Origin of the sequence: Streptomyces lycii (assembly GCF_009735685.1) — a bacterium.
GTDB classification, from domain to species: Bacteria; Actinomycetota; Actinomycetes; order Streptomycetales; family Streptomycetaceae; genus Streptomyces; species Streptomyces lycii.
Genome location: NZ_WHPN01000380.1, coordinates 1 through 12,447 on the forward strand (window position 1 = coordinate 1; position 12,447 = coordinate 12,447).

General features: G+C 67.7%; 7 protein-coding genes and 1 pseudogene. 5 read left to right on the forward strand and 3 right to left on the reverse strand.

The genetic code is table 11. The annotated features are described in order from the left end of the window. Nucleotides 1–173: 173 nt before the first annotated feature. Nucleotides 174–1,556 carry a PIN-like domain-containing protein gene (locus GCU69_RS25915; RefSeq protein ID WP_098754078.1) on the reverse strand — a complete coding sequence of 461 codons (1,383 nt, stop codon included), beginning with the start codon at nucleotides 1,554–1,556 and terminating at the stop codon, nucleotides 174–176. 482 nt (nucleotides 1,557–2,038) lie between these two features. Between GCU69_RS25915 and GCU69_RS25920 the strand changes: the two genes are divergently transcribed. Both GCU69_RS25920 and GCU69_RS25925 read left to right on the forward strand, forming a co-directional pair. Beyond that, nucleotides 2,039–3,367 carry a phosphoheptose isomerase family protein gene (locus GCU69_RS25920; protein WP_156207329.1) on the forward strand — a complete coding sequence of 443 codons (1,329 nt, stop codon included), beginning with the start codon at nucleotides 2,039–2,041 and terminating at the stop codon, nucleotides 3,365–3,367. 59 nt (nucleotides 3,368–3,426) lie between these two features. Continuing rightward, on the forward strand, nucleotides 3,427–5,022 hold the full coding sequence (locus GCU69_RS25925; RefSeq protein WP_098754080.1) for an FAD-binding protein: 1,596 nt from the start codon (nucleotides 3,427–3,429) through the stop codon (nucleotides 5,020–5,022). Nucleotides 5,023–5,085: 63 nt separating this feature from the next. On the opposite strand, the gene GCU69_RS25930 is transcribed toward GCU69_RS25925, so the two are convergent. Both GCU69_RS25930 and GCU69_RS25935 read right to left on the reverse strand, forming a co-directional pair. After that, complete coding sequence (locus tag GCU69_RS25930; protein WP_098754081.1) at nucleotides 5,086–5,919, reverse strand: PIG-L family deacetylase; 834 nt, start codon at nucleotides 5,917–5,919, stop codon at nucleotides 5,086–5,088. A gap of 230 nt (nucleotides 5,920–6,149) precedes the next feature. After that, nucleotides 6,150–6,938, reverse strand: a complete 789-nt coding sequence (locus tag GCU69_RS25935) for a FadR/GntR family transcriptional regulator (RefSeq protein WP_218037980.1) — start codon at nucleotides 6,936–6,938, stop codon at nucleotides 6,150–6,152. Between the two features lie 201 nt (nucleotides 6,939–7,139). Between GCU69_RS25935 and GCU69_RS25940 the strand changes: the two genes are divergently transcribed. From GCU69_RS25940 to GCU69_RS25950, 3 genes and pseudogenes are all read left to right on the forward strand, one after another. After that, on the forward strand, nucleotides 7,140–8,297 hold the full coding sequence (locus tag GCU69_RS25940) for a trans-sulfuration enzyme family protein (protein WP_176604653.1): 1,158 nt from the start codon (nucleotides 7,140–7,142) through the stop codon (nucleotides 8,295–8,297). 43 nt (nucleotides 8,298–8,340) lie between these two features. Next, nucleotides 8,341–9,816: a Na+/H+ antiporter NhaC gene (gene nhaC / locus GCU69_RS25945; protein WP_156207330.1), complete on the forward strand. Its 1,476-nt coding sequence runs from the start codon at nucleotides 8,341–8,343 to the stop codon at nucleotides 9,814–9,816. Nucleotides 9,817–10,719: 903 nt separating this feature from the next. Next, nucleotides 10,720–11,622 (forward strand): annotated as a pseudogene (locus GCU69_RS25950) (non-reducing end alpha-L-arabinofuranosidase family hydrolase); the annotation flags it as partial. Between the last annotated feature and the right edge of the window lie 825 nt (nucleotides 11,623–12,447).

A 12,447-nucleotide genomic window follows, 5' to 3' on the forward strand; every position in this document is an offset into this window, starting at 1 on the left:
CCCGCGGCCCGGGCCCGCATCCCGGCCGGGGCTCCCGGTCCCGTCCTCTTGCGCCGCTTGGCACCGGCACCGGCACCGTCACAGGCCCCGGTCCCGGTACGGACATCGGCCGCGGCACAGGCCGCCTCTCCCGTCCCTCTCCCGTCCCCTCCTGCCCCGCTCCGGTTCCGCTCCTACTCCGCGTCGGAAAGTTCGCTCCCGGACTCCCCCCTGCCTCCGGGCTGCCACAGCTCGCTGCCTTCGAACTGTTTCCGGATCAGCGGAATCACCTCGTCGGGAATGCGGAACCCCTTCGCCCAGGAGGGATCGATGGCGTGGCCGTAGACGGTGGTGAGCAGGAACGGCTCGCTGCCCGTGAGCACTCCGATCGACTGCAGGTCCCTCGACAGGGTGCCGATCGGCTGAGTGAAGCCGCGGAGCCTGCGCGTCTCGTTGTACCCGGCGCGCTCGTACACCGTTTCCCGGTCCACGAATCCGCCGTTCGCCGCGGCGGTGACGATCGCCTTGACCCGGGAGGGGTAGCGCACCATCAGCTCGTCCATGAACGCCGCCAGCGACTCCGCCGTCCAGGAGCCCTCCGCGGGTTCCTCGGTGGTCACTGCCTCGCCCAATTGCTCCAGGTCGCGTACCGAGCCCTCGTCGACGTTCAGTTCGAGCAGCTCCTTGGCCCAGCGGAGCAGTTCGCTCGGGGTCAGCATGTAGAGACCCACCCCGGCCTGTTCGCGCAGCTCCACAACGAGTTCGGCACGGGGCCGGGGCGGAATCCCGTACCCCCGGTTGGTCCACCAGTCCTTCTTCACGTCCCCCGTGACCAGCAGGACGTCACACGCGCGGTGCCGGGCCTCCGCCATGAGCTGTATCCACAGGAGGTAGTCACCGGCGGCCTGCTCGGGGTCCTTGGTGCGGAAGTCCTCGTGGCCCGGCGGAATGCCTTCGTCGGCGCGTTCCTGTGCCTCTTTGACGGCCTGGTCGTACTGATCCGGTGGCAACGGCTCGCCGATCCGGCCGAGCAGAAGCGGTTCGAGTGCCTTGAGCACCGGATCGGTGTGGGTGGTGGCGGTCTCCTTGAGCGCGTCGCACTCGGCCTGCGTCCGGATGAACGCCTTGAGGCGGCCGGCGGCTTCTGACAGCTCGGCGTGATCCTGGTCGGTTCGCCGGGTGACCTCGTCGTCGTCCTTGAGCTGGACGGCGGTCAGCCAGGTGTTCACCGCCGTCCTGGCCGCGCCGACCGCCTTGTCGAGTGCGGCTACCGCCTCGTTCGCCTTGGTCGCATGGTGATGGCGGACGGCGGGCGACTCACGGTTGCGCCAGAATTCCGTGAGCACCTGGTGGGGAATCCAGAGCCGTTCGCGAAGCTTGGCCAGAGCGGCAAGGGTGTCCCGGCGGGTGCTTTCGTTCGAGCGGTAGAGGTTGAGCAGCACGTTGGTGTCGAGCACGACCACACCGGAATTGAAGATGCGTTCGTAATCGGTGCGGAGCGGGCTGCGATGGGCTTCGTCGCAGTCGAAGATGCCCCGGTCCGGCGCTTGGCCGGACGTGGTGGGCGCTGACGCCATGGAATGACCCCCCAGAAGTCGCGGTGCGGGCCCGGCCCTCCCCGGCTGGGCGCGCGGAGAGAGTCTCGCAGGGTCGCCGGGTGGCGCGCAGGCCCTTGCGCCGCGCGCGCACGGCGAATTCCGGGACCGAGCTGCCGGCTCGACACCAGGGCTCGCGCGTTCCGAGGACCCGCGCATTCCATATCCAGGACCCGCGCATTCCCAGGACCCGTGCACTCCCAGGCCCCGCGCATTCCCAGGACCCGTGCACTTCCCACGTCTCCCGGACTCCCGGACTCCCGGACTCCCGGACTCGCGGATCCGCAAACTCGTGTACTCGTATGGGCGCTGCCGCGTTGCAGACCCCCGAGTTCCCCGTCAGCATGGCTGGCAAGAGGGTCGGTCTGCGAAATGCGTGCAGCTCGAATGCGGCCGTGCAGGCGATCACCGAATATGTGCCTGTCAGGTGATTTCATCCGCGCGGAAGCTGAAAGGGAACACGCATGAACGACCCTTCCGTCGGCCCCCCTCTGGCCGGCACGCCCTACATGGAGCTGTTCCAGGCGGAGATCGAGGGCATCGGCCGGCACATCCGGGACACCCAGATCACCGGAATCTGCGAGGCGATGAAGGTCGCCTACGAGTGCCGGGCCTCCGGCGGCCGGATCTTCTCGCACGTCCTGGTGGGGCACTTCGCCATGTTCGCGGCGAGCCCCGGCATTCCCGGGCAGCCCTCGGTGCTGCCGCAGCGTGCAGACCGGAACATCTCAGCGGATTACAGCCGGATGGGACCGGGCGACTTCCTGCTCACGAACGGCGCGTCGCTCATCAACCCCGACAAGGGAACCATTCCCGATGTCGGCCCGGACGAAGCTCGCGCCCGGGGCGCGTACACCGTCGGCATCACCTGCAGTTATGTACGCTTCTACAAGACCCCTCTCGGGGCTCTTCTGCCGGTCAAGATGGCCACCTCGCTCGAGCAGATCTGCGACCGGGTGCTCGACAGCGGCTGCACCTGGAGTTGTGGAGTGATCTCGACTCCGGGGATTCCCGAATTCAAAATCATCTCTTCCAGCGGTCTCTCGCAATTCCTGGTCTACTGGGCCTGCACGGCCGCCTTGTGCAAGCAGATCAGTACCGAGGGATCCGATGACGGCGCCGACGCGGCCCGTGAATACCTCGACCATGCTCTGCGGAGCTTCGCACGGATCCGCGAGCACGAGTTCGAGCTGATCGATCGCGTGGCGCGGGCCTGGGCCGACCGCATTCTGCTCTTCGCAGGGTCCGCCGACCCCCCGCGCCTTCTCGTGTACGGGCATCCACAGGCCGGAACGCCCTACGAGGGAACGCAGAACATGTTCGTCAACGAGGCCTACGAGACGGCTGCCGGCAGCATGATCATGCAGCCCTACGACTTGTACAAGACGCAGCTCAAGGCCAATGACATCGTGCTCATCGGCGCGATCAGCCCCGACAACAGCGACGAGATCCAGGTCGCTCGGTACGCCGGGCAGATCGGCGCCATGGTCGTCGCCTTCGGCCCCTTCGACGGAAACGGGGGTGCCGGCTCTCTCGGCGACCACGTGGACGTCGCCATCAACACACACAGCGGCGACGGCGCGGGCGTCCTCGACATCCCGGGTTTCGACGAGCCGGTGTGTCCGGTCAGCGGGCTGTCCGGAAATCTGGTGCTCTGGCTGCTGACCGCTCAGTGGACCTATCACATGGTCCAACGCAACCAGACGCCCAACTACTGGCAGAACTACTGGGAAGTCGGGGCGATCGAATACGACGACCGGGCCCGGGCGAACTTCCTCGAGCGCGGCTACTGAAGCCCTCACGGCAGCGCTCTCCGGCCACACCGTCCTTTCTCGCTCATGGAGCCCCGAACATGACCACCACGTCAGCGAGCACCGGTTCCCGTCGTCCTGTCGTGCTCAGCGACCGGCAAGGCTTCGACCGGCGCTGGTTCGCCTCGGAGCTGGAGGCGGTCCATGTCCCCAGGAACGATGCCGAGGCGGTCGCGCAAGTCGGCGAAGCCGTCTCCCGTTACGGGCGCGACGTCAAGGTCGTGTCCGGGCGCCACTGCTACGAGGACTTCGCTTACAACGGCACGACCAAGGCGATCGTCGACATGTCCTCGATGAACCGTATCGGCTGGGATGAACGACGGGCCGCGTTCTTCGTCGAGGCGGGTTGTGAGAACTGGTCCGTTTACCGGGGCCTGCTGAACGGTTTCAACAGGACGCTTCCGGCGGGAAGCTGCTACTCGGTCGGTTCCGGGGGACACATCACCGGCGGTGGATACGGCCTCTTGTCGCGACTGCGCGGTTTGACCGTCGATCACCTCAGCGCGGTCGACATCGTGACCTGGAACGCGTCCTCGGACAAGGCCGAGCTGCACCACGTGTCGGCGGCGAGCGCCTCGCAGGACGAGCGAGACCTCTTCTGGGCCCTGCGGGGTGCCGGGTGCGGCAATTTCGGTGTCATCCTGCGCTACTACTTCGAGGAGCTGCCCGAGGCCCCGGAGTCCGCTTCGATCTACACCCTCTCCTGGGACTGGAAGTCGATCGACAAGAGTTCCTTCGCGGACCTGCTCGCCTGTTATGCGGAGTTCGTGAGCGACATGCCCGAGACCGACTTCAGCTTGTTGAAGCTCACGCACGCATCGTCCGGGCAGCTGGGCATGATCGTCCAATCCGTGTCCGCCGAAGGGGTCACTCACCCCGAACACCGGGCCCAGGTCGAGCGGCGGTACACGGAAACGCGTACGCGCTTCGGGGCAATCGTCGGCCACACGCCGTTGCGAAAGCCGCTCGGCGGCCATCCGGGCTGGACGACCGCCATCGTCGGCAACGAGAGCGTGCAGCACGTCACCTATCTCGAAGCGCTGCAGACCCTGAACGGTTCGGGGCCCAACCAGTTCGGCAAGTACAAGTCCGCGTACATGAACAAGGCCTTCCCGCCGGATCAAGTCGCTGCGATCCACCGCTGGCTCAACACGACCCCGAAAGGGGTCTCCGAGCCGGACATGAGCCAGAGTCTCCTGCAGGTCGACAGTTACGGCGGGGCCATCAACCGGGTCGCCCCCGACGCGACCGCGGTTCCCCAACGCGACGCGATCATGAAGCTGCAATACCAGACCTACTGGCTCAATGCCTCGCGCCCCGGCGAGGGCAACCGGGCTCCCTACGACACCCAGGCCGAGGCCCATCTGAGATGGATCAACGAGTTCTACCGGGAGGTCTACGCCGAATACGGCGGGACTCCCGACCCGGCCGGCGATCCCGGCGGAACGGTCGCGGGCGCGTACTACAACTACCCGGACAGCGTTCTCGGCACGCACGCCGAAGGCACCGTCGATGACGCGCTGTGGCTCTACTTTCTCGACAACTTCCGCAAGAACGAACGGAACCTCGTCGCCGTGAAACGCCGCTGGGATCCGGCGAACGTCTTCCATCACGCGCAGTCGATTCCGGTGGAGTGAGCTGACCTCCTGAGGCCGACGGGCCGTCCCGGGCCACGGCCGGGGCCCGGGCGCGCGGGCGGATCAGCGCAGTCCGGCGAAGAGATCGTTCTCGGGTACGGCGGCGCCGGTGGTGTCCCGGACCCGTACGAAGGTCTCCATGCCCATCAGCTCACCGAACCGCTCCTTGCCCATTTTGAGAAAGAAGATGTTCTCGCCCTGACTGGCGTGCGCGGCCAGCGCGTCGAATTTCTGACCGCTGAACGCGGTGGTGTCCACCCACGTGGTGACCTCGTCGTCGGGGAGGCCGATATCGGCGAGCGCGGCGGCCTCGGCGGGATCCTGCTCCGGCATGTCCTCCTGGAATTCGCTCATGATCTCGCCGAACCGCTGCAATCCCGAGTGGGGCATCGTGGTCCAGTACACCTTCGGTGTCAGCGGGGTCATCTCCAGGGCCGCCATCGTGATGCGGTTGGCCTGGATGTGGTCGGGGTGGCCGTAGAAGCCGTTCTCGTCATAGGTGACGACCACATCGGGCCGGTAGTGCCGCATGAGTTCCGCGAGCCGGGCGGCGCCCTTCTCCACGGGCGTCTGCCAGAAGGACCCGGGGGCGTCGTTGCTCGGCCAGCCCATCATCCCGGAGTCGGCATAGTCCAGCATTTCCAGATCGCTGACCTTGAGTACGTCACAGCTGGCCTCGAGTTCTTTACGGCGCATCGAGGCGACGGTCGCCGGGTCGTGCCCGGGATCACCCGGTTTGACGCCCCCCGGCCCGTCACCGCAACCGCCGTCGGTACAGGTCACGAGAACCGTGCGGATGCCTTCCGCGGCGTACCGCGCGAGGATCCCTCCGGTTCCGGTGGCCTCGTCGTCGGGGTGGGCGTGTACTGCCATGAGGGTCAAAGGCCGGTCAGTCATGAGAAACGGTCCTCCTGCGGAACTACGTCATGGTCCGAGTGCGCGGCGGGCTGCCGCGATCCGGGGCCCGGCCCTGGTGGCGACGCGGACGGCCTTGCGGCTCCCGTGTCCCCCGCCCGTGCGGCACCGGTCACTCGGTTGCAACTGCGCCGGCCGGACGGAATGTTCCCGTCGCGTCCACCCGTGTGAACGGCCGCAGTGGCAGCCGGGGGCCGAGGCGCCGCGGCGGACTACTCGGCCCCGTCCCCCTCGGGGCGGCTCTCGATCTCCTGCAAGGTGACGTGAAGGTGGTGCTCCATCGCGGCGACCGCCTGCGCCGGATCACCGGTCAGCACGGCGTCGAGCAGTTCCTCGTGCTCGGTGGCCGAGCCCGCCGGATCGGCCCCGGTGGCGAGGTAGCGCCGGTGGCTCTCCTCCCGGCTCTCGGCGAGTGAGCGTTCCAGGGCGTCCAGGATCTGGGTCAGGCTGACGTTGCCCGAGGCCGCCACCAGTGCCTGGTGGAAGGCGACGTCCGTACGTATCCGGGTGGGCATGTCGAGCGGGTTGGCGCGCTGCTCGGCGATCGCCTCACGGGCCCGGGCGATGTGCGGCCGGGTCTGCGGCTCCTCCGGGCCCGCGACGCGCTGCGCGGCGAGCCGGGCGCCGTGCACCTCGAGCGCCTTGCGGATCTCGGTGAACTCCATGAGGGCGCGCTTGTCGCGCAGGAACGCGAGCGCGACGAACTTCTCCACCGGCAGGGCGTTCGGTGAGGCGACGACGGCCGGCTTGCCCTGGCGGCGCTGCACCAGGCCGCGCGCCTCAAGGGTCTTCATCGCCTCCCTGAGCACCACCCGGCTCACCCCGAACCGCGCCGCCAGCTCACCCTCCGGAGGCAGCTGGTCGCCGGGCTTGACGTCCGGGCCCACGCACAGCTCCTCGATGAACTCCGCGACCTGGGTGGTCAGGGACCGCGGCTGGGCGCGCATCGCGCCGCGCCGCGCCGGCTGCTGCGCGGACGCTCCCTTTGCCGTGTCTGCCAAAGCGTTCGCCCCCTGGTCGAAGTGGCCCTCGCCCGTGAGCTTACTGAGCGGCTTGCGTCCGGCAGTACGGACCGTTGCCGGGCGTATGCGTTCGCCGGAAAGTGTTGACTACGTAGCAGCTTATATTACAAGCTTCCTCCGTTCGGCGGCTCGCGGAAGCTCCGTCGCCGTAGCCACGCATGTCCGCGACGGAGGGCGCAGGTGAACAGCACCGACCAGCAGATCTGTATGGGCGCGTGGGACGGCCCGGGGGCGGAACCCGGTGCCGTGGCGCCCCCGATCTACCAGACGAGCCTCTTCACCAAGCCGTCCTTCGGGGAGTTCGCACGGCAGCAGGCCGCCGAGCACGAGAACTTCGTGTACAGCCGGGGAACCAACCCGACGGTCGCCTTCCTGGAGGAGCGTCTCGCGCTGCTCGAGGGCGGCGAGGCCGCGAAGTGCTTCGGCTCCGGCATGGGCGCGATCGGCGCCGTCCTCGCGGGTCTCCTCCGCAGCGGTGATCACGTGCTCTTCGTCAACACCGTCTACGGCCCGACGATCGAACTCGCCCAGCACCTCGAGCGCTTCGGGGTCGAGCACACGGTCCTCACCGACCCGGCAGCCGACGCCGAGGAGCACCTCCGCGAGAACACGGCGCTGATCTACGTCGAGAGCCCGGGCACCATGCTCATGAAGGTCCTGGACGTCCGGGCGCTGACCACGGTGGCGCGACGCCGCGGCATCCGCACCGTCATGGACAACACCTGGTCCACACCGCTCTTCCAGAAGCCGCTCGCGGCCGGCGTGGACATCGTCGTGCACTCCCTGACCAAGTACATCGGCGGACACAGCGACGTCCTCGGTGGCGCGGTGATCGGCTCCCGGGACCTGATCCGCGAGCTGTTCTACCGGGGCCACCAGCTCTTCGGTGCCGTCATGTCCGCCATGGAGGCCTCGCTCGTACTCCGCGGACTGCGGACCCTGCCGGTGCGGATGGAGCAGCACCAACGCAACGCGCTGAGGGTCGTCGACCATCTGCGCGCGCACCCCGAGGTCGCCGCCGTCCACCATCCGTACGCCGACCACGGCCCGGACGAGGACGTGATCACCTCCCAGTTCAGCGGCTTCTCCGGGCTCCTCAGCTTCGAACTGCGGGAGGGCAGCTTCGCGCGGGTGTCCCGGTTCATCGATGCCCTGAGCCTCTTCCGGATCGGCCCGAGCTGGGGCGGCTACGAGAGCCTCGTGACGTCACCGTCGCGCGCCACCGACGACCCGGCCTCGGCCCCGTGGCCCGGCCTGATCCGGCTCTCCGTGGGACTCGAGGGCGCGCAGAGCCAGATCGAGGATCTCGACCGGGCCTTCGCCCGGCTCGCCGGCTGACCGCGTCCGCACGTCCCGTACCACTCATGCCCGGGAGGAAACAGTGCAGTTCCCGCAGGACACGGCGTCGGCCGAGCAGACCGAGAAACGTTCGCTCCCCCAGCCCCGGCTCGCCGTGGCGCTCATTCCGGTGGCCGTCACCGTGGCGATCTTCGTCGGTGGTATCGGGATCCTGGAATTCCCCGCGGAGCTGATGCTCATATGCGCGGCCATCGCGTTCACGGTCTTCTCCGCCTGCCACGGCGTCGGTCTGGAGCAGGTCCTCGCGGACATGGGCGAGAAGATCAAACGAGCCCTGCCGGGCATCCTCATCCTGCTCAGCATCGGGATGCTGATCGGCACCTGGATGATCGCCGGGACCGTCCCGCTCATGGTCGACTACGGCCTCGAACTCATCAACCCGTCGTACCTGTACGTCCTGTCCTTCGCCGTCACCGCCATCGTGGCCACGTTCACGGGAACGTCCTGGGGCGCGGCGGGCACGGTCGGCGTCGCCCTGATGGGCGTCGCCGCCACGATGGACGTATCCCTGGCGATCACCGCCGGTGCCGTGGTCTCGGGAGCCTATTTCGGCGACAAGCTCTCACCGCTCTCCGACACCACGAACGTCAGTTCCCTGGCGGCCGGTGCCAACATCTACGAGCACATCCGCCACATGCTCTACACGGCGGTGCCGTCGTCGGTCCTCGCGATCGTGGTCTTCCTGCTCGCCGGGCTCTCGATCCACGCGGGCTCGGTCGACCTCGGCGTCATCGACGGCACCGTCGCCGAGCTGCGGGATCTCTTCGCCCTGAACCCGGTGCTGCTCCTGCCGCCGGCCGTGGTCCTCGTCGGCTCGGCCATGCGCAAGCCCCCGCTGATCGTGCTCTTCCTGTCCTCGGTGACCGCCGCCGCCCTCGCCGTGCTCGTCCAGGGCTTCAGCGTCGCCGACACGCTGGACGCCGCGGTCACCGGCTTCACCACCGACATGCTGCCCGGTGACGTATCGGCTCCCCTGACCGAGCTGCTCAACCGCGGTGGCCTGCACTCGATGTACAGCTCGGCGTTCTTCGTCTTCTGTGCGTTCTTCTTCGCCGCGGCGCTGGAGAACTCCGGCGTCCTCCGCCTCCTGATCGGCAAGCTGATCGACAAGCTGCGATCGACCGGCAGCCTCGTACTGGCCACGCTGCTCTCCGGCTTCACCGTCATCAACGGCACGTCGAACGCCCTGGTCACCTACTTCCTCATCAACGACCTGTACGGCGAGGCCTTCAAGAAGCGGAACCTGCACCCGACGAACCTCTCGCGGAGCATGGAGGACTCGGTCACCCTCACCGAGGTCCTCATGCCCTGGACCGTCTCCGGCGCGTTCATCGCGGGGACGCTGGGCGTGGCGAACTTCGACTTCCTGCCGTGGGCCGTCTTCTGCTGGAGCGGCATCGTCTTCTCCGCCCTGCTGGCCTACCTGTCGCCCGTCACCCGCGACTTCGGCATCCGCCGCCTGGAGCCGGAGCGCCGGGGGGAGCCGGCGGAGAGCTGAGGGGCGGGAGCGGCTGCTCGGGGCCTGCTCCCGGGTCCCGGTGCCGATCCCAGCCTTCTCGATCCCGGTCAGCGACAGTGGTCCCGGATCCCGGGTCCCCGCCTCCGATCCCGGTGTGGCCCCGGCCCCGACCGGACCACACCCGGGCCAGTCCACAGCAGTCCGGTCGACGGTGCCCCCCACACTCCACCGTGAAGTTCCGGGAACGCCCGGCCCCAGGTGCCGAGAAAGAGAACCCCCGAGTCGGTGACCCGGGGTTCGTGCAGCGGATGACGGGAATCGAAACCGGTCGTTCGACCGGCTTGACCTGGGATGTTGCGCCAGAAGAGCCTTACGAAAGTTTCGGCGCGGTCGCGAAAGTATTGCGGGAAGTGTTGACGCCGTTCATCGGTTCCCTATCATTCAGGTTGCTCGGCATTTCGACTGCTGTTCGTTATCTCGAACACTCAGGCCGCATCATTCACACGGCGGGGCGCGCCTCCGAGTCGCGCACCAGGGCTGAAAGGGTCATGTATGTCATGTACTCGTCATGCACCCTCTCCTGCCGCCTCCCGCGCAACCGGAGGACGTCTGCTTCGCTCCGGACCTCGCTCCGTGGCCTCGCTCCGGAGCCGAGTACGACCTGAGGGGCCCGTGGCCATGTCGGGCCCGGTGCTCACGCAGCGCTGCGAACCGCACCACATCCCAGGTCCGGGCGGCATCGGACGGGGCCGCCCGGAACCCCCACCCAAGGATTGAGAGGTCCCCATGCGCAAGGAAAGGTCTGGCCGCAGGCGTCTGCCTGTGGCGCTCACCACCGCGGTCGCGGCCCTGGTCACGTTAGCGGCGACGCTCGTGGCCAACCCGGCTCAGTCGGTCGCCGGCGAGGCAACGGGGGATTCCGGCGCCCCGTCGTCGAAGCAGGCATGTGCTCTCCCGTCGACGTACCGGTGGTCGTCGACGGGCGCGCTGGCGCAGCCGTCGAACGGATGGGCGGCGCTCAAGGACTTCACCAGCGTCGTGCACAACGGCAAGTACCTGGTCTACGGGTCGACCGCGGGGAACTCGTACGGCTCGATGAACTTCAGCCCCTTCACGAACTGGTCGGACATGGCGTCGACCGGCCAGAACGGGATGAACCAGGGCACGGTGGCGCCCACGCTGTTCTACTTCGCGCCCAAGGACATCTGGGTGCTGGCGTACCAGTGGGGCGCGTCGCCCTTCATGTACCGCACCTCCAGCGACCCCACCAACGCCAACGGCTGGTCCTCGCCGCAGTCGCTGTTCACCGGCAGCATCTCCGACTCCGGCACCGGGCCGATCGACCAGACCCTGATCGCCGACGGGCAGAACATGTACCTGTTCTTCGCCGGTGACAACGGCAGGATCTACCGGGCGAGCATGCCGATCGGCAACTTCCCGGGGAACTTCGGCTCGTCGTACACGACGATCATGACCGACTCGAGGGAGAACCTGTTCGAAGGGGTGCAGGTGTACAAGGTCAAGGACCAGAACCAGTACCTCATGATCGTCGAGGCGATGGGTGCGAACGGCCGGTACTTCCGCTCGTTCACCTCCTCCAGCCTGAACGGCTCGTGGACCCCGCAGGCAACCACCGAGAGCAACCCCTTCGCGGGCAAGGCCAACAGCGGTGCCACCTGGACCAACGACATCAGCCACGGCGACCTGGTGCGCAGCAACCCCGACCAGACCATGACCATCGACCCCTGCAACCTGCAGCTCCTCTACCAGGGCAAGGACCCCAACGCGGGCGGCCCTTACGACCAGCTGCCCTGGCGGCCGGGTGTCCTCACCCTGCAGCGCTGATCTGCCCGGTCCATGGTGACCGGGATCAGGTGCGGTCTGCCGGCGCCCGGACGATCTTTTTACGGCGCGGGCAGCTGCACCTGCTGACCTGCTGACCGACACGCACCGCATTGAGGAACCCCAGCCGTACGCCGGCTGGGGTTCCTCCCGTCTGCGGACTCCCATCAGCCGTGTGGGCGGGGCGGGCGACGGTGGCTGCGGATGGGCGCAAGCTCTCAGAGGCCGCGTAGCGCCTCGTACAGGTCTCCGTAGGCGGCCCAACAGTCGATGCTGCCGTCGTCGTACAGGCTGCCCATGTACCAGTCGTCGTCATCGACGGGCTTCACGAGGCACAGGCTGTGAAACCCAAGAACGATCTGTGGGTGCAGGATCTCGTGGGCCCCAGGGCCAGCCACCCACCTCACCGCCCGGTCGGTGTCCAGGCCGACCGCTTCTTGATCCCCGGACACGTCACGGATCCGCTGGAGGGTCCATTTCGAGGGCAGTTGGGCATCGGTCACCCTCAGATGGTCGCATCAGCCATCGTGCACACCGCTACAGGAGGAAGGTGGGGTGACCGGTGGTGTGACCGTGACCTGCGTGAACCCGCCGTCGACAAGTTCCGGCGCGTTGCCCGCTGGTGCCGCTGACTCCCCGTGGTCCTCCGCACGTTCTGGCGCGAGAGTGGCACGGTCCTGGGTAGCGATGCGGCCGCCGACCCTTGCTGCATCCCGAGGTGCGTCCATTTGCCGTCCGGACGACCTCACCACTTGGCAAGCTGTGAAAGTCGGCTCTCGGGTCGTCTCACCGGCTCCACGAACTATTCGCGGGACTGCCTGCGGCCCA